General features: G+C 63.4%; 18 protein-coding genes. 9 read left to right on the forward strand and 9 right to left on the reverse strand.

The features are described from left to right. Window positions 1–110: 110 nt before the first annotated feature. From ACFIQF_RS03000 to ACFIQF_RS03020, 5 genes are all read right to left on the reverse strand, one after another. Window positions 111–548, reverse strand: coding sequence for a hypothetical protein (locus tag ACFIQF_RS03000; protein WP_393939907.1), 438 nt, complete (start codon window positions 546–548; stop codon window positions 111–113). A gap of 15 nt (window positions 549–563) precedes the next feature. Then, window positions 564–1,697, reverse strand: coding sequence for an NAD(P)/FAD-dependent oxidoreductase (locus ACFIQF_RS03005; protein ID WP_393939909.1), 1,134 nt, complete (start codon window positions 1,695–1,697; stop codon window positions 564–566). A 162-nt stretch (window positions 1,698–1,859) separates the two neighbouring features. Continuing rightward, entirely contained in the window at window positions 1,860–3,434 is a 1,575-nt protein-coding gene (locus tag ACFIQF_RS03010; RefSeq protein WP_393939911.1) for an efflux transporter outer membrane subunit, read from the reverse strand. Then, window positions 3,431–6,604 carry an efflux RND transporter permease subunit gene (locus tag ACFIQF_RS03015; protein ID WP_393939912.1) on the reverse strand — a complete coding sequence of 1,058 codons (3,174 nt, stop codon included), beginning with the start codon at window positions 6,602–6,604 and terminating at the stop codon, window positions 3,431–3,433. The genes ACFIQF_RS03010 and ACFIQF_RS03015 overlap by 4 nt, the downstream gene beginning before the upstream one ends. A 30-nt stretch (window positions 6,605–6,634) precedes the next feature. Then, entirely contained in the window at window positions 6,635–7,885 is a 1,251-nt protein-coding gene (locus tag ACFIQF_RS03020) for an efflux RND transporter periplasmic adaptor subunit (RefSeq protein ID WP_393940019.1), read from the reverse strand. A 378-nt stretch (window positions 7,886–8,263) separates the two neighbouring features. Here ACFIQF_RS03020 and ACFIQF_RS03025 point away from each other — a divergent pair, with 378 nt between their 5' ends. The 3 genes from ACFIQF_RS03025 (at window position 8,264) to ACFIQF_RS03035 (ending at window position 11,005) form a co-directional block, all read left to right on the forward strand. Then, entirely contained in the window at window positions 8,264–8,656 is a 393-nt protein-coding gene (locus tag ACFIQF_RS03025; RefSeq protein WP_393939914.1) for a sirohydrochlorin chelatase, read from the forward strand. A gap of 138 nt (window positions 8,657–8,794) precedes the next feature. Then, entirely contained in the window at window positions 8,795–9,736 is a 942-nt protein-coding gene (locus ACFIQF_RS03030; protein WP_393939916.1) for a CysB family HTH-type transcriptional regulator, read from the forward strand. Window positions 9,737–9,841: 105 nt separating this feature from the next. After that, window positions 9,842–11,005: a pyridoxal phosphate-dependent aminotransferase gene (locus ACFIQF_RS03035; protein ID WP_393939918.1), complete on the forward strand. Its 1,164-nt coding sequence runs from the start codon at window positions 9,842–9,844 to the stop codon at window positions 11,003–11,005. 158 nt (window positions 11,006–11,163) lie between these two features. On the opposite strand, the gene ACFIQF_RS03040 is transcribed toward ACFIQF_RS03035, so the two are convergent. Beyond that, window positions 11,164–12,228 carry a beta-keto acid cleavage family enzyme gene (locus tag ACFIQF_RS03040; protein ID WP_393939920.1) on the reverse strand — a complete coding sequence of 355 codons (1,065 nt, stop codon included), beginning with the start codon at window positions 12,226–12,228 and terminating at the stop codon, window positions 11,164–11,166. Between the two features lie 335 nt (window positions 12,229–12,563). On the opposite strand from ACFIQF_RS03040, the gene ACFIQF_RS03045 reads away from it, so the two are divergent. Next, window positions 12,564–13,544, forward strand: a complete 981-nt coding sequence (locus tag ACFIQF_RS03045; protein ID WP_393939922.1) for a quinone oxidoreductase family protein — start codon at window positions 12,564–12,566, stop codon at window positions 13,542–13,544. A gap of 27 nt (window positions 13,545–13,571) precedes the next feature. After that, window positions 13,572–14,576, forward strand: coding sequence for a Bug family tripartite tricarboxylate transporter substrate binding protein (locus ACFIQF_RS03050; RefSeq protein ID WP_393939924.1), 1,005 nt, complete (start codon window positions 13,572–13,574; stop codon window positions 14,574–14,576). A gap of 162 nt (window positions 14,577–14,738) precedes the next feature. Here the strand turns inward: ACFIQF_RS03050 and ACFIQF_RS03055 are convergent, their stop codons facing one another. Next, window positions 14,739–15,755, reverse strand: a complete 1,017-nt coding sequence (locus tag ACFIQF_RS03055) for an AraC family transcriptional regulator (protein WP_393939925.1) — start codon at window positions 15,753–15,755, stop codon at window positions 14,739–14,741. 171 nt (window positions 15,756–15,926) lie between these two features. Between ACFIQF_RS03055 and ACFIQF_RS03060 the strand changes: the two genes are divergently transcribed. From ACFIQF_RS03060 to ACFIQF_RS03070, 3 genes are all read left to right on the forward strand, one after another. Further along, a complete protein-coding gene (locus ACFIQF_RS03060) occupies window positions 15,927–16,778 on the forward strand; it encodes a TauD/TfdA dioxygenase family protein (protein WP_393940020.1) in 852 nt (283 codons plus the stop codon). A gap of 39 nt (window positions 16,779–16,817) precedes the next feature. After that, the gene (locus ACFIQF_RS03065; protein WP_393939927.1) at window positions 16,818–17,819 is read left to right on the forward strand and encodes a Bug family tripartite tricarboxylate transporter substrate binding protein; all 1,002 of its coding nucleotides are present in this window, start codon (window positions 16,818–16,820) and stop codon (window positions 17,817–17,819) included. A gap of 200 nt (window positions 17,820–18,019) precedes the next feature. Next, window positions 18,020–19,132 carry a porin gene (locus ACFIQF_RS03070; protein ID WP_393939929.1) on the forward strand — a complete coding sequence of 371 codons (1,113 nt, stop codon included), beginning with the start codon at window positions 18,020–18,022 and terminating at the stop codon, window positions 19,130–19,132. A gap of 157 nt (window positions 19,133–19,289) precedes the next feature. Here the strand turns inward: ACFIQF_RS03070 and ACFIQF_RS03075 are convergent, their stop codons facing one another. Then, the gene (locus ACFIQF_RS03075; protein ID WP_393939930.1) at window positions 19,290–20,381 is read right to left on the reverse strand and encodes a porin; all 1,092 of its coding nucleotides are present in this window, start codon (window positions 20,379–20,381) and stop codon (window positions 19,290–19,292) included. A 279-nt stretch (window positions 20,382–20,660) separates the two neighbouring features. On the opposite strand from ACFIQF_RS03075, the gene ACFIQF_RS03080 reads away from it, so the two are divergent. Beyond that, window positions 20,661–21,452, forward strand: coding sequence for an SIR2 family NAD-dependent protein deacylase (locus ACFIQF_RS03080; RefSeq protein ID WP_393939932.1), 792 nt, complete (start codon window positions 20,661–20,663; stop codon window positions 21,450–21,452). A 35-nt stretch (window positions 21,453–21,487) separates the two neighbouring features. Here the strand turns inward: ACFIQF_RS03080 and rng are convergent, their stop codons facing one another. Next, window positions 21,488–22,975 carry a ribonuclease G gene (rng, locus tag ACFIQF_RS03085; RefSeq protein ID WP_393939934.1) on the reverse strand — a complete coding sequence of 496 codons (1,488 nt, stop codon included), beginning with the start codon at window positions 22,973–22,975 and terminating at the stop codon, window positions 21,488–21,490. Between the last annotated feature and the right edge of the window lie 6 nt (window positions 22,976–22,981).

Genomic DNA, 22,981 nt, shown 5'->3' on the forward strand with positions numbered 1-22,981 from the left:
GGGTGATGGCTGGTATGGGGAAACTGAACTCAATAATGCCAACATGGCGTGCTGCACGCCCGCATGCAGCATGCTCCATCGGCAATCAATCAAAAGCGCTAAAACCCGCGTCAGAGTTCTCGCCGGTATTGCTTCAACTTTTTGTTTCGCCCTTCCGTGGGGTATTGGCTCAATGTCAAAGTCAGTCCCAAGCGGGCAAGCTGCAGCAACAGATCGACGCGGAAAGTGTCGCTTTGCACGATGACGTTGAGCATGGAAATACCGAAATCGGCGCCTGCTCGTTCTACGCCTGTGACTTGACGCATGGCTGCCAAAGCCTGGCTATGAGACTGCAAAAACGCCAATGTCTGCGCCTGTTGCAGCTCCAGGTCGTCAAAGTCAGCGTCGCTGGCACGAAAGCGTATGCCCGATGTGCGGTGTTTGATGGCACTGGGGCGATTACTTCTGGCCTCCCCTTTGCGAAAAACCTCGAAGTCGGCAACAGGCACCAATGTAGCCAATTCCTCTATCCGAGCGTCATCGCCGACGAAGTGAATAACACAGCTCATGGGCCTCTGCTCCTGTCAGTCTGGGTGACTCACTCCCAGCCGCTCATGCAGGCGCTTGCTGGTGGTCGTGTATTCGAGCAGCAGTTTTTCGCCGCGCAGGTATTCGATGGCGGCCATGGCGGCCATGGTGGCTTCGTAGAAGCCGCTCAGAATGAGCTTGCGCTTGCCGGGGTAGTTGACGATATCGCCCGCCGCGTAGATGCCGGTGGCGCTGGTGGCGAAGGTGTCGGTAGCCACTTGCAGCTGTTTTTTCTCGATGGCCAAGCCCCATTCCAGCAGCGGCCCGAGCTTTGGCGAGATGCCTTGGTAAACCCAGAGCTGGTTGCAAGGCAGGCGCTGGTCCTGGCCTTCGGCGTCGATATAGGCGATGGCCTGCAGGGCGCCGCTGGCTGCGGTTTCCAGCGTTTGCGGCATGCCGATTACCACCTGCACTCGCCCGTTGGCACGCAGCGCGGCCAAAGCATCCAACAACTCGGGCGCAGCGCTGAACTGGTCGCGCCGGTGCAAGAGCGCTACGGTCGCGGATTGCAGATGCGGGTGTTGAGTAGCAAGTACGGCTGCTTGCACAGCCGCCTCATCGCCACCATGCACAACAATTTGCGGCGTTGGCTGCTGCGCGAGTACTTGGGTCAGCCAGGCGTCGCTCAGATTCGGGTGGTAGAAAAGCTGGCTGCCCAGCAATGCATCGGCGCCGTCCAGGCGCAGTTGCTTGGGCACGAAAGCACCCACGCCAGCGGTCACAAACACGGTGCGAACCAACAACCAGCGGGCTGGCTGGCCATCGAGCGCTTGCAGTTGTACGCGCCATCGCCCATCGCCATGCGCCTGCAATTGCGCTACCTGGGTGCGCGGGTGGAAGGCCGGTGCAAACGGCGCAATCTGGCGCTGCAACTGCGCAGCCAACTCGCGCCCGGTGCACAGCGGAATGCCAGGAATGTCGTAGATCGGCTTGTCGGCATAAAGCTCGATGCACTGGCCGCCCATCTCGGCCAAGGTGTCGCACAGATGCGCTTGCACGCCTTGCAAGCCGAGCTGAAAAACCGTGAACAAGCCCACCGGCCCGGCGCCGATAACCAGTGCATCCAGCGCCGTGGCGTGGGCGGCATCAAAGTCGGAAACAGGCGTGGGAACAAGCGTGGAATCGGTCATGGAGCAATGGTAGTGCAGCGCTCATCGCCCTAAAGGCTTTGCGCAAATGGGGACAAGGCGAAAGAGCGCTGCAGAAAACGGAAAAACGGCAGCAAGCGCCGAAGCGTCTGCAAGCCGTTTCCCGATTCCCGCTTGTCCCTCGCCGTTTTGCGGTTGGTTTGGCTATTTCTGCGCAAGCGGTGCGCTGGCAGCCGGCTCGGGCGCATCGGCGCCGCCACCCAAAGCCTTGTACAAGGCGATGCGGTTGACCTGTTCGGCCTGCAGCAGGCTGATCTGCGTTTGCTGGGCGCTGTAGAGGCTGCGCTGTGCGTCAAGCACGGTCAAAAAGTCGTCGGCGCCTGCTTTGAAGCGCGCTTGCGAGAGGTTCAGCACGCGCTGCGCGGCGGCCACCAAGGCGGCTTGCGAATCGAGGCGGCGCTGCATGGTGGCGCGGTCGGCCAGCGCATCGTTCACTTCGCGGAAAGCCACCTGGATGGTTTTCTCGTACTGCGCCAGCGCCACTTCGCGGTTGGCTTTGGCGATGTCGAGGTTGGCCTGGTTGCGGCCGCTGTCAAAGATGGGCAAGCGGATCTGCGGCACAAAGCTCCAGGCGCGGTTACCGCCTTCGAACAGGCCAGACAGCTCGTTGCTGCCCGTGCCCACGCTGGCCGTCAGGCTGATGGTGGGGAAGAAAGCCGCACGCGCCGCGCCAATGCTGGCGTATTGCGCTTGCAGGCTGCGCTCGGCTGCGGCAATGTCGGGCCGCGCCAGCAAGACTTTGGACGAGAGCCGCGCCGGCACTTGCGTCATGCCCGTCACTGCAATCTGCGCTTCCACCTTGGGTGCGGTGTCGGCATTGAGCTGGCCTGAGCCTGCTTGTTTCAGGGCTAGCGCGGAGAGCGAAGGCGGCGGCGCTGGCGGCAACAAATCGGCGGGCAGCGAGCTGCCTACCAGCAGTTGCAGCGCATTGCGGTCACGCTGTACCGTGGCTTCGTAGGTGGCGACATCGTTGCGCGCTGTCTCTACCACCGTCTGGTTTTGCGCCAACACCAGGCCGTTGGTGGCGCCCAGCTGGTGCATGCGTTGGACCAGGCCATAGCCGTGCTCGCGCGTGGCCAGCGTGTCGCGGGCCAGTTGCAGGCGTTGCTGGTCGCTCGCCAAAGCCACCCAGGCGTTGCTGATGTCGCTAAGCAAGCCCAGCTGCACGTTGCGGCGGTTGGCCTCGACCTGCAGGTATTGCTGCAGCGCGGCCTCGCTCAGGTTTTGCACGCGGCCCCAAAAATCGAGCTCGTAGCTGGCCATGCCCAGCTGCACGCTGAACTGGTTGACCGTGGTGGAAGCAGCGCTGGCCGAGCGCAGATCGTCCGCCGTGCGCGTGCGGCTGCCTTGGCCACTGGCGTTGAGCGTGGGCAGTTGGTCGGCACGCTGCACGCCGTACTGGGCGCGTGCTTTTTCGATGTTGGCAATGGCTACGCGCAGATCGCGGTTGTTCTGCAGCGCCACTTCCAGCACCTGGCGCAGGCGCTCGTTTTCTACCCACTGCTGCCAAGGCAGCATGCGCCATTCTTCGGCAGAGACGGGTTCCACCTGGAACTCATCAGGCACAGCCGACAAAGCGCCGTCCAAGGTAGCGGGCACCGGCGCATCGGGGCGCTCATAAAGCGGCGCAAAATTACAGGCAGACAACAGGCCGGCGGCCACCAGGGCCAGCGGCAAACGGCTCACACGCAGGATCGAGCTCATGGCAAATCGGGTCATTGGGCGCCCTCCTGCACCGGCTGGGCCGGCGTGGTGGGGCTGTCGTCGTTACGGCTGCGCGAGCGGAACCAGCTGCGGATCAGCAAGAAGAACACCGGCACCATGAAGATGCCCAGCACCGTGGAAGCCACCATGCCGCCCAGCACCGCAGTGCCGATGGCGTTACGGCCACCCGCGCCCGCGCCGGTGCCAATGGCAAGCGGCACCACGCCCACGCCAAAGGCGAGCGAGGTCATCAAGATCGGGCGCAAGCGCAGGCGCACGGCTTCGACCGTGGCATCAAACACTTTTTTGCCCTGCTCTTGCAGCTGCACCGCAAATTCAACAATCAAGATGGCATTCTTGGCCGCCAAGCCCACCGTGGTGAGCAGACCGACCTGGAAGTACACGTCGTTCGTCAGCCCGCGCGTGTAGGTGGCGGCCAGCGCACCGATCACGCCCAGCGGCACGGCCAGCATCACCGACAGCGGCACCGTCCAGCTTTCGTACAGTGCCGCCAGGCACAGGAAAACGAACAGAATCGAGATGGCATACAGCATTGGCGCTTGCGCACCCGATTGCCGCTCTTGCAGCGAAGCGCCCGTCCACTCGTAGCCCACGCCAGCGGGCAGTTTGGCCAGAATGGCCTCCACCTCTTGCATGGCGGCGCCCGAGCTGATGCCGGGTGCGGCACGGCCTTCAAACTCGTAAGCCGGGCTGCCGTTGTAGCGCAAGAGCTGGGGCGAGCCGTAAGCCCAGTAGGTATCGGAGAAGGCGCCAAAAGGCACCATCTCGCCGTTCTTGTTGCGCACCGTCCATTTGGCAATGTCTTGCGGCAGCATGCGGTGCGGTGCGTCACCCATGATGTAGACGCGCTTGACGCGGCCGTTGTTCAAAAAGTCGTTCACATAGGTGCCGCCCATGGCGCTGGAGAGCACGCCGTTGATGTCGCTGTAAGCCAGGCCCAGCGCGGCGGCCTTGCGGTCGTCCACGTCCACGCGCAGCTCGGAGGCGTCTTCCAGATTGGTGGTGCGCACCGAGGCCAGAATCGGGCTGGAGCGCATGGCGCTCAGCACCTGGTTGCTGGCCGCCAGCAGCCGGTCGTGGCCGACGCTGTTGATGTCCTTGACCATGAAGTTGAAGCCCGAGCTGGCACCCAGGCCGCGCACGGCCGGCGGCATGACCACCATCACGCGGGCGTCGCGGATGCGCGCCAGATCACGGCTGGCCTTGTGCGCAATGGCGGCTGCACTTTGCGAAGGCAGCAGGCGCTGGTCCCAGGGCTTGAGGCGGATAAAGCCCCGGCCCGAGCTCTGGTCGCCGCTCAGGCCCGAGACCTGGTTGAAGCTGATGATGTCGGGCTGCGCGAGCAGGTATTCGCGCACCTCGTCGAGCACGTCTTGCAAACGCGCATCGGCCGCGCCCGAAGGCAGGTTGACGTTGACGTAGAGGAAGCCCTGGTCTTCGTCCGGCAGGAACGAGGTGGGCAGCTTGGCCATCAGCAACCACACGCCCACCAGCACGGCGATGAAGATGAGCATCATGCGCTTGGCGCGGCGCAGCATGTAGGCCACCGTGCCTTGGTAGCCGTTGGTGGTGGCTTCAAAATTGCGGTTGAACCAGCGGAAAAAGCGGTCGCTCAGGCCAAACACGCCTTTGCGCACAGCGCGCTCGTGCCCGCCTTCGTGCTTGGGCGCCTTGAGCAGCGTGGCGCACAAAGCGGGCGTCAGCGTAAGCGCCACAAACACCGACAGCGCCATGGCCGCCACCAGGGTGACGGAGAACTGGCGGTAAATCACACCGGTAGAGCCGCCAAAAAACGCCATGGGCACAAACACGGCCGACAGCGTAACGCCAATGCCGACCAGCGCCGGCGTGATCTCACGCATCGACTCCTTGGTAGCCTCTTTGGGCGATTTACCGGTGTCGTGCATCACCCGCTCGACGTTTTCGACCACCACAATCGCATCGTCCACCAGCAAGCCGATGGCCAGCACCATGGCAAACATGGTGAGCGTGTTGATGGAGTAACCCGCTACCGACAGCACGCCAAAGGTGCCCAGCAGCACCACGGGCACCGAGATCGCCGGGATCAGCGTAGCGCGCAGGTTCTGCAGGAAGATGAACATCACGATCACCACCAGCACCATGGCCTCGGCCAGCGCCATGACCACTTCGTGGATCGAGGCGCGCACAAAAGGTGTGGAGTCGGAGCTGACGAAGTACTCGATCTGGTTGGGGAAATACTGCTTCATCTCGGCCAGCTTGGCGGCCACCGCGTCAGACACGGCCATGGCGTTGGCGCCGTCGGCCAAGATAATGCCCATGCCCGCGCCGCGCATGCCGTTGAGCTTGGACTGGATGGACAGGTTTTCTGCGCCCAGCTCTACGCGCGCCACGTCTTTGATGGTGACGACCGAGCCGTCCGTGGCCGCCTTGAGCACGATGTCCTCAAACTGGTCCACGGTTTTGAGCTTGGTGCGAGCGGTGATGGTGGCGTTGAGCTGCTGGTCTTTGATGGCCGGCAGCGCGCCCAGCTGACCGGCCGAAACCTGGGCATTCTGTGCATTGAGCGCATTGGCCAGGTCGGAGGGCATCAGGCTGTATTTCTCCATCTTGGCCGGGTCCATCCAGATGCGCATGGCATACGAGGTGCCGAAAACGTTGATGTCGCCCACGCCTTCGATACGGCCGATCACGTCGACCAGGTTGGCATTGATGTAGTCGCCAATATCCACTTCCGTCATCGACGGGTCTTTGGAGTAAAAGCTGTAGGTGACCAGAAAATCCTGGCCACCCTTGTTGATGAAGACGCCGCGCGATTTGACCGAATCGGGCAGCCGGTTCACCGCGCCCTGAATCTTGTTTTGCACCTGCACCTGCGCCACGTCGACATTGGTGCCGGGCGCAAAGGTGAGCGTGATGCGCGCCTGGCCCGAGGCATTGCTGGTGGAGCTCATATAGAGCATGTTGTCGATGCCCTTGAGCTGTTGCTCGATGATCTGGGTGACCGAGTTCTCCACCGTCTCGGCTGAAGCGCCGGTGTACTGGGCGCCAATGGTCACACGCGGCGGCGCGATGTCGGGGTATTGCTCCAGCGGGAGCTTGGAGATGGACAGCGCACCGCCGAGCATGATGATGATCGCAATCACCCACGCAAAAATCGGTCGCTGGATAAAAAACTGTGCCATGGATGCAGCCTCTGTTTCTGGTGCTTCTTCTTATTTGCTGGCGGCTGCAGAACCGGCGGCTGCGGGCGCTCCGGCAGGCGCTCCTGGGGCGGGCCCTCCCGCGGCAGGCGCTCCTGCTGCGGGCGCTTCACCCGGCATGCGGCCTGGGGCGCGGGTGCGGGCGGCCTTGGCTTTCAGGTCCACCTCGGCGGGTTTCACCTTGTCGCCCACCTTCACGCGCTGAAAACCTTCCACCACCACGCGCTCACCAGCCTTGAGGCCGCTGCCCACCAGCCACTGGTTGCCCACGGCGCGGTCGAGCTCCAGCGGGCGCTTCTCGATCTTGTCCTCAGCGCCCACCACCATCACGCTGGGCTTGCCCGTCAAATCGCGGGTCACCGATTGCTGCGGCACCAGCAGCGCATCGGGCGCCACGGCGGTTGGCAGCAAAGCCTGCACATACATATTGGGCATCAGCATGCCTTGCGGGTTGGGCACTTGCGCACGCAAGGTAACAGTGCCGGTGGTAGCGTTGACAATGACGCCGGCAAATTTCAGCTTGGCCTCGTGCGGGTAATCGGTGCCGTCGTCCAGGCGAATGCGCACGGCGATCTGGTCGCCTTCGAGCTTTTTGAAGCGGCCAGCGGCCAGATCGCGCTGCAGCTGCAGCAGCTCGGTGCTGGACTGGGTGAAGTCCACATACATGGGATCGAGCTGCACCACATTGGTCAGCGGCGTGGTCTGGTTGGCAGTGACCAAAGCACCTGGCGTAACAGCCGAAGTGCTGACGCGGCCACTTATGGGCGAGCTGATGCGGGTGTACTGCAGGTTGATCTTGGCATTGTCCAGCGCGGCCTGGGCCACGCCCACGTCGGAGGCGGTTTGGGCCACTGCCGCCTGGCTGTCGTCATACACCTGGCGGCTGATGGCGTCGATCTTTACCAGCTCGGCATTGCGGGCGGCATTGCTGCGTGCAGTTTGCGCCGTGGCCTTGGCTTTGTTGAGCGCCGCCTGCGCGCTGTTGACGGCAGCGTTGGCCGAGCGGTCGTCCAGCTGGTAGAGCACCTGGCCGGCCTTGACCTGGGCGCCTTCGGTGAACAGGCGCTTTTCGACAATGCCGTTGGCCTGCGGGCGGATGTCGGCCATCATGAAAGCGCTGGTGCGGCCGGGCAGCTCGGCCATCAGGTTCTGGGCGCTGGGCTGCACGGTGATGATGCCCACCTCGGCCGCTTTGGGCGCAGGCGCGGGCTCGGCTTTTTTCTCCGAGCAGGCCGCCAGCAGTGCCAAGGCCGCCATGGCCATGGTGCCGCGCGCCAGTGTGGTCAGCGAAGCGCGCCGGCTGGAACCGGGAGACTGGGGATGAGGATGCGCTGGGTGGGAAGAAGCCACGGCGTGGCACGAGGGAGAGAAGGCATCCAGCATCATCGTTCGAGGGCTTTGATTTAGAGCAAACCGGTATTTTTACAGCTGCACATGAAGGGAATGTAAACCGCAGCACCCGAGGAGGTACTTTCTCCATGCCAGGGCCAGCCGCCATGGCCAGGCCAAGCTGCACATTCTGCAACAAACCACTGGCCTTATTGAGCTGCTGAATGGTGTTCTATGGGAAAGCGATAATGCGCCCAGGCCCCCTCCACTTATCCGGCCCGCGGCCCCGGGCGATTTGCCAAGCGTTCTTGTATGTCCTCCTCCACTTCCCGCAGCGGCTTGATTCTGCTTTCCCACGGCTCCAAAGACCCGGTCTGGCGCGGCAATGCCGAGCGCCTGCTGACCTTGGTGCAAGCGCAGCACCCCGAGGCCGCCGTGGCCTGCGCTTACCTCGATTGGTGCGAACCCACGCTGCAGCAAGCCTTGCAAGCGCTGCTGCAAAACCAGCCACAGCTCACCCAAGTGACCATCTGGCCGCTGTTGTTTGGCGTGGGCAAACATGCACGCGAAGACATTCCTGCCCTGGTACAGCAACTGGCTCCGCAGTTTGCGCCGCTGCAGCTACACATTGCCCCCGCCATGGGCGAGGACGAGCGCGTGATGCAGCTGCTCGCCAGCCTGGCCGGCGCCTACTTGCAAGCCTGATTGCACCGCTGTGTTGGCGGTGAACTGCAGCATTGGCGCCACGCATCCCTGCGATTAGCGCAGGTTTTTTGGGCTTGCAGCCTTGGCTTTATATTCCTTTCAAGCATAATGATGCAAATTCATATTCCATAAACTTGTATGAACCTGCATCAGTTCCGCTTTGTGCAAGAAGCCGCACGCCGCAACCTCAACCTGACCGAGGCCGCCAAGGCGCTGCACACCTCGCAGCCCGGGGTATCCAAAGCCATCATCGAGCTGGAGGAAGAGCTGGGCATCGACATCTTCGCCCGCCACGGCAAGCGCCTCAAGCGCATCACGGAGCCGGGCCAGCAAGTGCTCAAAAGCATTGAAATCATCATGCGCGAAGTGGGCAACCTCAAGCGCATTGGCGACCAGTTCAGCGCGCAAGACAGCGGCACGCTCTCCATCGCCACCACGCACACGCAGGCGCGTTACGTGCTGCCCACGCCCGTGGCCAAGCTGCGCGAGCATTACCCCAAGGTCACCGTCAGCCTGCACCAGGCCACGCCGGCCGAAGTGGCGCGCATGGTGATCGACGAACAGGCCGACCTGGGCATGGCCACCGAATCGCTGGCTGATTACCCCGAGCTCGTCACCCTGCCCTGCTACGAATGGCAGCACGTGCTGGTCATGCCGCACCAGCACCCGCTGGCGCAAAAAGAGCGCATCACGCTCGAAGACATTGCCGCCGAGCCGCTGATCACCTACCACCCGAGCTTCACCGGCCGGGGCAAGATCGACGCAGCCATGGCCGCTCGCCAGCTCACGCCGCGCATCGTGCTGGAGGCGATTGACTCAGACGTCATCAAAACCTATGTGCGCCTGGGCCTGGGCATTGGCATCGTGGCCGAAATGGCCATGCGCGACGACCCGCTCAAAGACCTGGCCGTGCGCCCCATGGGCCATTTGTTTGGCCAGAGCGTGGCGCGCGTGGCTTTCAAACGCGGCGCCTACATGCGCAACTTCGTCTACAAGTTTGCCGAACTCCTGAGCGACCGCCTGAGCCACGATCTCATCGACCGCGCCATGGTGGGACACGTAGCCGACTACGAACTGTGAGAGCCGGGGCTAAAATTGCCCCCAATTCCATGCAACCAGGCTCTGCCCCAGAGCTGCCAGCGCCCGTTCAGCGGGCGCTTGTCTTGTGTATAGATAGCGCCAACCATGTCTGCCACCCTCACCACCCCGAGCTTTCCGAGCCGCCTGCCCAACGTGGGCACCACCATCTTCACCGTCATGTCGGCACTGGCCCAAGAGCACAAAGCCGTCAACCTGGGCCAGGGCTTTCCGGATTTTGGCTGCGACCCGGCCCTGCTCGACGGCGTGACCCGCGCCATGCAGGCCGGCCACAACCAATACCCGCCCATGACGGGCGTGCCCGCGCTGCGCGAAGTGGTAGCGCAAAAAATTGAGGCGCTGTACGGCCACCGTTACGACGCGGCCAGCGAGATCACCGTTACCGCCGGTGCCACGCAGGCCATTCTCACCATCATCCTCAGCTGCGTGAGCCCTGGCGACGAAGTCATCGTGCTCGATCCCTGCTACGACAGCTACGTGCCCAATATCGAACTGGCCGGCGGCGTGCCGGTGCGCGTGCCGCTCACGCCCAAAACCTTCCGCCCCGATTTCGCCAAGATCGCCGCGGCCATCACGCCCAAAACGCGCCTGCTGCTGATCAACACGCCGCACAACCCCAGCGGCACCACCTGGACGGCGCAAGAAATGCAGCAACTGCAAGACCTGCTGGCCCCGACCAATGTGCTGCTGCTGGCCGACGAGGTGTACGAGCACATGGTGTTCGACGGCGAGCGCCACGAGAGCGCATCGCGCTACCCCGGCTTGGCCGCCCGCGCCTACGTGGTGAGCAGCTTTGGCAAAACCTTCCACGTCACCGGCTGGAAAGTGGCCACCGTGGCCGCGCCCGCTGCGCTGACGGCCGAGTTCCGCAAGGTGCACCAGTTCAACGTCTTCACCGTCAACACGCCCATGCAAGTGGGCCTGGCCGATTACCTGAAGAACCCTGCGCCCTATCTGGATCTGCCCGCTTTCTACCAAAAAAAGCGTGATCTGTTCCGCGCCGGCCTGGAAGGCTCGCGCCTGCAACTGCTTCCCTGCTCGGGCACCTACTTCCAGTGCGTCGACATCTCGGCCATCACCGACGCCACCGAGGCCGAGTTCTGCCAGCAAATGGTCAAAGACCTGGGCGTCGCCGCCATCCCACTGTCGGCCTTCTACGGCGACGGCTTCGACCAGCAAGTGGTGCGCTTTTGCTTCGCCAAAAAAGACGAAACCCTGCTGGCCGCACTGGAGCGTTTGCGCAAGCTGTAAGAGCGTGTTGACGATCTCCTCGCGCCACGACAGCGTAGAGATCGAAAGCACGTTCTAAGCTGTTGCCAATCCAGCATCGGTAACAACAAAGCCTGCAATTTGCAGGCTTTGTGCTTTGTGCGGCCAGCGAGGTGCGGCCGGTTTGGCTATTTCAGGCTTCAGGCGATGGCAGGCTTGCGCAGGAAACCTTGGTTGGCGCCGTTGCGGTTGGGGGCAAAGCCGTTCTTGGCCAGGGTTTCGTCGGCACTGTCGTAGAACACGACGATCTGCATGATCTCGCGGGCCTGTTGCGCAGTGGCGATGGGGCGGCCGAACTCGCCGGAGATGCGCACCAGCTGCTTGATCTGCTCGACCGTGCTCATCTTGCCGGTGCGTTGCTGGTTCCACAGCACGTCTTCGGTGCCGCAGCGCACGTGCAAGCCCAAGGCAATGCCGATCATGTTGATGGGCAGCACGTTCAGCACCGAGCTTTCCACCGTCACCACCGCGCCATCAGGCACGGCACGCAGAATATTGGCCAGGTTGTAGATGTTGGCCTGGTCCATGCCGCCGCTGATCGCCACCCAGTTCATCACCAGCGGGCCTTTGTAGACGCCACGGCGGATCATGCGCTCGATGGTCTCGAAGCTGTTGATGTTGTAGACCTGGAACTCGCTTTGGATGCCCGCTTCGGTGAGGCGCCGAATGTGCTCTTCGACAAAGCTGGGGTTCGACGGCACGATCATGTCGCGGTAGGTTTTGTACAGGTGCGGGAAGCCGCGCGAGACGCCGCGGAAATCGTCCTCGCCCGCGTGCTCGGTCACGTTCATCTGCGTGGTGTTGACGGTGACGGTCACCTGGTCGGGCCGGGGCGTGAGCTCGGCCAGCATGTGGCGCGTATCGTCGGAGAGCCACTTTGCCTGGCCGTCTTCGCCTTCTGGGGCAAAGCTGATCGAGCCGCCCACCTGGATCACCATCTCGGGCACGCGGGCGCGCACACCGGCAATCAGCTCATTGAATTTGGACAAGCGCTTGCTGCCCTTGCCATCTTCTTCGCGAACATGCAGGTGCAGCACGGTGGCGCCGGCTTCGTAGCAATCTACGGCCTTCTGGATCTGGTCTTCCATGCTCACCGGAATGTCTTCGGGGAAATCGGAAGGAATCCAGCCCGGCGCATAAGGCGCGGCGGTGATGATCAGTGGCTGCTGGTTTTCGGGGTAGAGGTGGCCGTCGAGAAAGTTCATAGTGGTGTCTCCGGGTTATCAGAAAAAACAGGCAACGAGCAGGTGGCTGCATGCGCCCCGCCCTCTTGCGCCAACCCAGTATCAAACGGCCACCGGCGCTGCACTTTGCATTTGCTGACAGCGTCTTTTTGTTTCGCGACAAGGCCGCCGCGCCGCGCTGCACCTCGGGTTTTCGCCAAGGATTGACAGTCATCAAATGCCAAGTTTCCGGCACCAAACGTCAAGTGCAGGCAGGCACCGCCCTGCATCATGGACCGCAGGATCAAGCCTCTGATCTCGCAGCGCCCAGCCCCAGCGGCTGCGGCCTCCCCCCCAAGAAACCCAGGAGACAAACGATGACTAGCGTAGTGAAATTCCATGAAGTCGGCGGCCCGCAAGTGCTGCGTTTTGAGCGCAGCGAAGTGGGCGATCCCGGCCCCGGCCAGGTGCGCCTGCGCCATGTGGCCGTGGGCCTGAACTTTGCCGACACCTATTTCCGCAGCGGCATTTACCCGGTGCCCCTGCCCAGCGGCCTGGGCAACGAGGCCTCGGGCGTCGTCGAAGCCGTGGGCGCGGGCGTGACCGGCTTCGCTGTGGGCGACCGCGTCACCTACACCGGCTTCACGAACACGCTGGGTGCCTACAGCACCGAGCGCCTGATCGATGCCGCTCCGCTGATCAAGCTGCCCGACGCCATCAGCTGCGAGCAAGCCGCCGCCATGACCATGCGCGGCCTCTCAGCAGCCTATCTGTGCCGCAAGATCTATCCTTTCCAAAAAGGCGAAACCGTGTTGCTGCACGCTGCTGCCGGCGGTGTGGGGCTGATCGTTTCGCAATGGGCCAAATTGCTGGGCCTGCGCGTGATTGGCACCGTCTCCAGCGAAGCCAAGGCCGAGATCGCCCGCGCCCACGGTTGCGACGAGATCATCTACTACACGCACGAAGACGTGCCCAGCCGCGTGCGCGAGCTCACCAACGGCCAAGGCGTTTCGGTGGTGTTTGACAGCGTGGGCAAAGACACCTTCATGGGCTCGCTCGATTCGCTCAAGCGCCGCGGTTTGCTGGTGTGCGTGGGCACGGCCTCGGGCAAGATTCCGCCTTTCGATCCGGCGATTCTGGCGCGCAAGGGCTCGGCCTATGTCACCCGCCCCGGCTTGGCTGACTATATTGCCGACACGGTGGAAAAGCAGCAACTCGTCGACGAGCTGTTCGGCCATGTGGCGGCCGGCCGCATCCGCATCGAGATCAACCAGCGCTATGAGCTGCCCGATGCCGTGCAGGCCCACCGCGATCTGGAAGGCCGCAAGACCACCGGCTCCTCGATCTTTGTGATCTGACCCCGGCGCAGCCAAGGAGAACCCAGCATGCAAAAAATCTTGCGCCAACTGCGCACCTCCGCGAGCGCCGTCTGCCTGGCCTTACTGGCCGCGAGCAGTCCCGCCCTGGCCCAACCCCAGGACTGGCCGACCAAGCCCATCCGCCTGGTCGTACCCGCACCGCCCGGCGGCATTTCCGACAACGTGGCCCGCCTTGTGGCCGAGCACCTGCAGGCCAATCTGGGCCAGCCGGTGATAGTGGACAACAAGCCTGGCGGCTCGGCCGTCATCGCCGAGCGTGCGGTGATGAACGCGCCCGCCGACTGGCACACGATGATGATTGCGCCGTCGAGCATCTGGACGGATTTTCCGCTCACCGTGAAAACGCCTTTCGACGTGCAGAAAACCTTCAGCTACGTCGCCGACGTCGCCAGCATGGTGCACCTGCTGGTGGCCAACAGCAGCGTGCCCGCCACCAGCTTGCAGGGCGTGCTGGACCACGCGCAGCAAAGCAAAACGCCGGTCAACATTGCCAACCTGAGCCCCGGCACGCGCTCCGATCTGCTGGGCGAACTGCTCAGCGCCAAGAGCGGCGGCAAGATCAGCACCGTACCCTACAAGGGCTCGGCGCCGGCGATGGTCGATTTGCTGGGCAACCAGGTGCAGTTGACGTTTGAAGTCATCAGCAACGCTGCGCCCCAGATCAAGGCCGGCAAGATCAAGGCGCTGGGCGTGGTCTCGGCCAAGCGCTCGCCGCTGCTGCCCGACGTGCCGAGCTTCGCCGAGCAGAACATGCCCGACTTTGTGCTGCCCGACGCCAGCGTAGGCCTGTTCGTGCTCAGCAGCACGCCAGCTGCACTGCAAAAACGCCTGCGCCAGGAGATGGAAAAGATCACCGCCACCGCGCATTTCCAGGCCCAGCTCAAAGCCCAGGGCCTGGAATCGCCCAGCCCCAGCAGCCTGCAAGAGCTGCAGCAAAAAATGCAAGCCACCGTGGCGCAGAACCAGGCCATCCAGGCCAAGCTGCGCGCAACGGTGCAGGCTGCACGCTGAGCGTATTGCGCGCCCAGCGTCAACTTTGAGCCGGGTGCCTTGTGCGGGCCAACCGGCTGCTCCCTGCGAGTCGAAACCGCTGCGCCATTGCGGCCCAAGCGGTTTTTACGGGCCCTATTGTGGCCCGCTTTTTTCTTGGTAGCGGCTTAGCCGTTGTTTGCGTTATTCAGCCGCACCGCTTTGCGCCTTGGCGCGGCTATCTTTGGCGCTGCAACCGTACTGACTCTGGTACCAGCGTGAAAAACTGCTGGCGGCAGAAAAGCCCAGCAGCTCGGCCACTTCGGTCAAGGAGCGTTTGCTCTCCAGCACGTAGCGGCTCGCCAACTCCAGGCGGATGTCGTTCATCAGCGCGGAGAAGCTCTGGCCTTTTTCCGTCAGGCGGCGCTGTACGGTGCGCGGCACCACGCCCAGGTGTTCGCTCACCCGCTCAATCGAGCAGCGGCCGGTGGGCAACAAGAGCAAGATGCTGCGGCGCACGTCGTCCAGCACCGCGTCGTCGCTGGGGGGGCCGCTGGCGTCGAGCAGCTTTTGGGCGTAGCGCACCATGGCCGGGTCGGCGAATTCGTTGCGGCGGTCCAGATCGGCCTTGGCGCAGACCACGCAGTTGAAATCCTGGTTGAAGGCCACGCGTGGGCCGAACAGCTGCAGGTGCACCGCCAAGTCTTTGGGCGGCGCGTGCTCAAAACACACCAGGCGCGGCTGCCAGTCGCGGCCGATGAGCTGGCGGATGGCGCGTACCATCACGCCCAGCGCCAGTTCCACGCGCTGGCGGGTGGGTTCATGCGCTCGCCCGGCCAGCAACAGCTCGCGGATCACAACCGTGTCGTCCTGTTCTTCCAGCTCCATCGTCATGGCGCCGTTGAGCAGTGCCAAGTGGCGAATCAGCAGCTGCAGCGAATCGCGCAGCGTCTCCTGGTCACGGATGAGCAAGCCCACCGGCCCCATGTTCGAGAGCAGACGCGAGCGCGCCATGCACAGCGCAAAGCTCTCATTGCCCGACTGCTGGGCCGAGGCCTGCAGCAAGCGCCCGACCTTGTCGACCGGAATCATCACATCCGGCTCGGCCAGCACGCTGGGGCTGAGGCCCGCGTCGAGCAGCATTCGGGCGCTGTTCAGGCCCGCCGCGCGGGCGACTTCGTCGTAGTTGGTCAAACAGGCTGCACGAACTAAAGACGCCATGGGGTTTCACTTAGCTGACACTTAATGCAAAGCGCCAGTCACCTAATGACAAGCGCGGACGGGGCGGGTTTTTCACACTGCTGGCATGGATTCTATAAGGAGACAAGCCGCATGAAGACCGAACCCCAAGCCGCCCCGGCGGTGATCCGCGCCAGCTCGCTGAGCCGCTCTTTGCAGGTGGAGCCGCTGACCTGCTCGATCGGTGCCGAGCTCAGCAACGTGCACCTCGGCGCTGCTGCGCAGGACGAAGACCTGCTCGCCCAGATCCGCCAGGCGCTGCTGCAGCACCGGGTGATTTTCTTCCGCGACCAGGACATCACGCGTGCCGAGCACGTAGCTTTTGCCCGCCGCTTTGGCGAGCTGGAAGACCACCCGGTAGTGGGCAGCCACCCCGACCACCCCGGTCTGGTGCAAATCTACAAAACCCCGCAGCACCCGCCGGACCGGCACGAAAACTCCTGGCACACCGACGCCACCTGGCGCGAGCAACCGCCCATGGGCTGTGTGCTGCGCTGCGTGGAATGCCCGCCAGTGGGCGGCGACACCATGTGGGTGAACATGGTGATGGCCTACGAGCAGCTGCCCGAGGACATCAAGGCCAAGATCGCGCCGCTGCGCGCCCGCCACAGCATCGAGTCGAGCTTTGGCGCGCCCATGCCGATAGAAAAGCGCCTGGCGCTCAAGGCCCAGTACCCGGACGCCGAGCACCCGGTGGTGCGCATCCACCCGGAAACGGGCGAGAAAGTGCTGTTCGTCAACAGCAGCTTCACCACGCATTTCACCAACTACAACACGCCGGCCAACGTGCGCTTTGGCCTGGACAAATCGCCCGGCGCGGCGCAACTGCTGAACTACCTCACCAGCCAGGCCATGATCCCCGAATACCAAGTGCGCTTTCGCTGGAAGAAGAACAGCGTCGCCTTCTGGGACAACCGCTCGACCCAGCACTACGCCGTCATGGACTACCCCGCCTGCCACCGCAAGATGGAGCGCACCGCCATCATCGGCGGCCCCACCGAGTAAGGCGCCAAAGCAGAAATAACGCACAGGAGACAGACCACCATGCCAACACTTTCTCTTCTCTCACGCCGCCGCCTGCCGCTTGTTGCCACCGCGCTGGCACTGGGCTTGGGCGCTGCCAGCAACGTTCAGGCGCAAAGCGACTGGCCGAGCAAACCGATCCGCCTCATCGTCACCGGCCCGGCCGGCGGCACCGCCGATGCCCTGGCCCGTCTGCTGGCCGACGGCATGCAGCGTGCGCTGAAACAACCCGTATACGTGGAATCGAAAACCGGGGCCTCGGGCGCCATCGGCATCCACGAGCTCAAGGCCAGCGGCAAAAACGGCTACAGCTTTTTGGTGATCCAAGACGGCGCCATGAGCGAAGCGCCCGTGGCACAGAAGGTGAGCTACGACCCGTTCAAGGACGTAACGCCCGTGGCGCAGCTCACGCGCACGGGCCTGGTGATGGTGGCCAACACCAGCCAGCCCTACCAGAACCTGCCCGATTTCATCAGCCACGCCCGCAAACAGCCCAATGGCGTGGACTTCGCCTCGTACGCCACCGGCTTCAAAGGCCATACCTCGGGCATGCTGCTGGGCCAGCTGTCGCAGACGAACCTGCGCCATATCGGCTACAAAGGCTCGCCGCCTGCGCTGGTCGATCTGATGGGTGGCCATGTGCCCGTCATGTTCGACGGCACTGCCACCTCGCTGCCGCTGATCCGCAGCGGCAAAATCCGGGCGCTCGCGGCCGTCTACCCCACGCGCCTCAAAGCCCTGCCCGATGTGCCCACCTTCAAGGAACTCGGTTATCCGCAACTGGCCAAACCCGGCTGGTTCGCGGTCTGGGCCCATCCGCAGACGCCTGCCGCCATCCAGCAGAAACTGCGCGAAGTGACGTTGGCCCATTTCGCCACGCCCGCCGTGCACGAGCAACTGGCAGTGCTGGGCATGGAGCCGGGCCAGGCCAGCACCCAGCAAGAGATGGTCGCCGACCTCCAGGACGCCAGCCAAAAGCAGGTCGCCTTGCTCAAAGCCATCGGCTACCAGCCCGAACACTGAGCAGCGCCGCACCCGGCTTTTCTGCTTCCGTATTTCGGGCTGTGCTTTACGAGCGCAGCCTGAACCCTAACAACGTACCGCAAGCCGCCCCAGCGATGCACGCCCTCCGTGCAGGGGCCTTGCTGTCTGCTCACCCCACCCGCGCAGCACCGACAACGCGCTCGCAGCATGCCCTAGTGCATGCGATTCAGGAGTTTTTCATGGCTTCTCACATCCCATTCGTCCGTATTTTGGCCTCCGGCACTTGCCTCCTCGGCAGCTCGATCGTGTTCGCCCAGTCTTCATTGCAGGTCTACGGCGTGGTCGATCTGGCCGCCTCGTCGTACCGCGCCGAAGGCACGGGCTCCACGCAGATGCTCACCTCCAGCGGCAACCAATCGAGCCGCATCGGCTTCCGCGGCCGCGAAGCCCTGGCCGGCGGCATGGCAGCGGGCTTTGACCTGGAAGCCGGCCTGAACGCCGACAGCGGCGGCGGCCAAGGCAGCAACAGCAACAACCAGCCTTCGGGCGCGCAGGCCGGCAGCGGCCTGATGTTCAACCGCAAAGCCTACCTGTACCTGCAAAGCAAGGACTGGGGCGAGCTGCGCCTGGGGCGCGACTACACGCCCTCGTTCTGGAACATGTTTCTGTTCGACCCCTTCCGCGTCGGCGTCGGCATGAGCGCCCACGTGCTGCACGGCACCACGGTCACCGGCTTTCGCGCCTCGAACAGCGTGGGCTACTTCTCGCCCGGCTGCTCCACCCCGGCCTGCAAAGGCCTGTTCTACCAGGCCATGCTGGCCCTGGGCGAAAACGGCGCCGGCCCCGAGCGCCAGGACGGCCGCGTCTATGGCGCCCGCCTCGGCTACGGCGGCGAAGCCTGGGAAGGCGCTGTCGCCGCCACCACCACGCGCAACCGCAGCGCTGACGACTACACGCAAATCAACCTGGCCGCCGCCTACACCTGGAACGGCCACAAGTTCATGGCCCTGGCCGCACACCATCGCACCGGCAACCGCCTGGCAAGCCTGGGCCAAGCCAACCGCGTGAACTACCAGCAACTGGGCGCTACCTGGAAGCTGGGCAGCGACAACATCCCCATGAGCGTGATGCGCCTGAGCCGCAACGACGGCGCAGGCAGCCGCTCGTACAAATACGCCGTCGGCTACGTCCACAACCTCTCCAAGCGCACCGCCATCTACGGCACCTACGCCTACGTCGACAACCGCGGCAGCATCAACCTCCCCGTCGCCTCCGGCGGCCTCAACGGCCCTGTCCCCGTGGCGGGCGGTAATGCCTCAGGGTTTGATATTGGGGTGCGGCACGCCTTCTGAGGCTGGAGTGACCTGCAAAATCTGAAAAAAAAGCTGCCAACATGGCACCCATCTCATCACAAAAAAACCCGAGAGGCCCACCTCCGCTTCGGCGGGCCGGCCCGGCGCTTGCAGCCTTGGCTCTGCTTGCGCCGGGGCCTGTCAAACCATCAGTCCATCAGAAAGAATGGCGGATACCCACCTGGTAGCCGGTGCCCGAGCCATTGGCGTTGGTGACGGCCAGGCCGTCGCCCACGGTGTAGGCATTGCCGCCCTCTTTGTTCTTGACGCGGGCGGCATTGGCGTACAGCGCGGTGCGCTTGGACAGGTTGTGCACGTAGCCCAGCGCGATGTGGTTGGCATCGTTGGCCACATTGGTAGCCTTGACCGCGCCGTAGCTGGCACGCAGCTGGCCGGCCGAGCCGATGGGCACATGCGCCCCCAGCGCCCAGACGCGGGTTTTCTTGTCGTCGCCGGCCTTGTTTTCGCCCAGCAGCAGCATGGGTTTGACCACGCCAAAATCGTAGCTCGCGCCAATATTGGCTTGGCGCAGATCGCCTAGATCGCTGCGCGTGGTTTTGGTGATCGCTGCGGCTACGCTGATCGGGCCATTCGCATAGCCGATGCGCCCACCCACCACGCGGCCGTCGTGGCCACTGGTCTTTTCGTCAAAGCCGTACATCACCGTACCAAAGAAGCCACCCAGATTAGGCAGATGGTAGGCCAGCGAGTTGGAGGCGCGGATATGCGTCACACCGCGAGCGCCCGCCGGTGGGTAAAACAAGGCAGAGGACGAGCCCACACCATTGGTGCCGAAGGCGTGGTAACCTCCGCCCGAGACTGCCAGGTTGCTGAAGCCGGGCACAAAGTCGCGGCCCAAGCGCAGCTCGCCCCAGTTGCCCGACAGGCTGACCGTGGAGCGGCGGCCGAAAGTCAGGCCACCGCTGACGTTTTTGACGTTGTCGGTGCTGGTGGAGCCACCGGCACCGGTATCCGATTCATAAGCCGCTTCCAGCCAGAAGCTGGCCTTGAGGCCACCGCCCAGATCTTCGCTGCCACGAAAGCCGATGCGGCTGGAGGTGTTGCCGTCCGCCGCCACCAGGTTGTTGGAGCCGCTACCGCTACTCGACAAGTGCGTGTAGCCGGTGTCGATAACGCCAAACAGCGTCACGCTCGATTGCGCTTGCGCCGCCGTGCCCGCCAGGGCCAGCAGCAAGGCGGCCGCCGCTGCCGGCAGCACTCGCTGAGGGAAAGAGGGATGGAATTGCACTATGTCGTCTCCTTGGTTGATTGCTAAAAAGCAAAGCCATCATCCAAAGCGAAGCTGTCATTCAGCTGTCATCGAAGCCCATGTGCTGGCTTGCAACACAGGGAAAACGCGAAGTAGTCACTATCATTCGAAGGCTCTTTCACAGGGAAAAGCACCGCCGTCATACCTTTCGCTTCCAGCTGCCGCGACGCACCGGTGGCCTCCTGGAGCCGCTCTCTACAATGCCAGCGAGCCTGAACCCAAATGAATAATCCGACAACGAAGGCCGGAGTGCATTCCATGAGCCAAGAAACACCTGCAACCGCTGCAGAGCAAGCGCCATCCATCCACCAAGCGGCAGGCTGGGTGGCTGCGGCCAACCGTATCGTCGTGCTGACCGGCGCGGGCATCAGCGCAGAATCGGGTATTCCCACGTTTCGCGACGCGCAGACGGGTTATTGGTCTGCCTTCAGCGCGCAAGAGCTGGCTACGCAGCAAGGCTACCGCGCCAACCCGGCCATGGTGTGGCGCTGGTACGAGCAGCGCCGCGAATTGGCCAGCCGCGCACAGCCCAATGCGGCACACCGGGCGCTTGCGGCTTTCGAGCAGTTGCGACGCGGCGACGGCTTTCTCTTGCTCACGCAAAACGTGGATGGACTGCACCAGCGCGCGGGCAGCGCGCAAGTGGTCAGCCTGCACGGCGATTTGAACGCGCAGACCTGGCTCGACACGCCACGCGATTGCTGCTATCTGGATTGGGCGGAGGCCGGCGATCCGCCCCGTTGCCACCAATGCGGCAATCTGGTGCGGCCCGAGGTGGTGTGGTTTGACGAGCCTGTGCCCTTTGCTGCGCTGGAGCAAGCACAACGGGCCGCGCAGGCCTGCAACCTGATGCTGGTGGTTGGCACTTCTGGCGTAGTGCACCCTGCAGCGGGATTGGTACACCACGCGGCACGCGCAGGTGCCAAGGTGATCATCGTCAACCCTGAGCCCAGCGCGCTCGACGACAGCGCCGATCTGCTGGTACGCAGTGCTGCCTCAACAGCTTTGCCAGTGATTCTCGGAGTTGACGAACCCGCAGTTGCGGGCTGAGCTGCAAGCGTTGAAGGGCCGAGCGCCCCGCCCCGTCATAACAAAATAATGTCGTACTGGTCCGAGCCGTCGCGGCCTTCGGCTTGCAGTGAGATGGGTTTGCCGATGAAATCGGACAGGCCGGCCAGGTGCTGGCTTTCTTCGTCCAGCAGCATCTCGATCACTGGTGGCGCGGCCAGCACGCGGAATTCCTTGGGGTTGAACTGGCGGGCTTCGCGCAGAATTTCGCGCAGGATGTCGTAGCAGACCGTGCGCACGGTTTTCACCTCACCTACGCCGTTGCATACCGGGCAAGGCATGCACAACATGTGGGCCAGCGATTCGCGGGTGCGCTTTCGCGTCATCTCTACCAGGCCAAGTTGCGAGAACTCGCCGCACATGGTTTTGACGCGGTCGCGCTGCAGCTGTTTGCGCAGCTCTTGCAGTACTTGCTTTTGGTGGTCTTCGTGCACCATGTCGATGAAGTCGACGATGATGATGCCGCCCAGATTGCGCAGCCGCAGTTGGCGCGCAATGGCGTGCGCGGCTTCCAGATTGGTTTTGAAGATGGTGTCGTCAAAATTGCGCGCACCCACGTAACCGCCGGTGTTCACGTCCACCGTGGTCAGCGCTTCGGTCTGGTCCACGATCAGGTAGCCGCCGGATTTGAGATCGACGCGCCGGCCCAGCGCACGGGCTATTTCCTCGTCCACCGAGTACAGATCGAAAATGGGCCGCTCGCCTTTGTATAGCTGCAGCTTGGGCACGGCTGCGGGCATGAACTCCTGGCCAAACTGCTGCAGCAAGGCAAATTGCTCGCGCGAATCGATGCGGATGGATGCGGTGTTTTCCGTCACCATGTCGCGCAGCACGCGCTGCATCAGGTTCAGGTCTTGGTGCAGCAAGGTTTTGGGCGGCAGCTTGGTGGCCGATTCCTTGATGCGCTTCCACACCTTGCGCAGGTAGGCAATGTCTTCGGTCAGCTCAGCGTCGGTCGAATCTTCGCCATTGGTGCGCAGGATAAAGCCGCCGCCACCTCCCGTTTCGGCCGTGCCCACCAGGGCTTGCAGGCGGGCGCGCAAGGCATCGCGCTCGTTCTGCGGAATTTTTTGCGAGACGCCAATATGGTCGTCCTGCGGCAGAAAAACCAGCAGGCGGCCGGCCACGCTGATTTGCGTGGACAGGCGTGCGCCTTTGGTGCCAATCGGATCTTTGATGACCTGCACCATGATCGACTGGCCTTCGAACACCTGTTTCTCTATCGGCACCTGCGGCTCGCCCTTGCGCGCAAACATGGGCGCCTCGCCGCCTTCCTGGCGCTGCCAAACGTCGGCCACATGCAAGAATGCAGCGCGCTCCAGGCCAATGTCGATAAACGCCGATTGCATGCCGGGCAGCACGCGCGAGACTTTGCCCAGGTAGACGTTGCCGACCAGGCCGCGCTCCAGCGTGCGCTCGTGGTGCAGCTCTTGCACGGCGCCGGCTTCGATGATGGCCACGCGCGTCTCTTGCGGCGACCAGTTAATGAGAATGTCGTTTTGCATGGAATG

The sequence above is a fragment of the Comamonas trifloxystrobinivorans genome, from assembly GCF_043359985.1.
Lineage (GTDB): Bacteria > Pseudomonadota > Gammaproteobacteria > Burkholderiales > Burkholderiaceae_C > Comamonas > Comamonas trifloxystrobinivorans.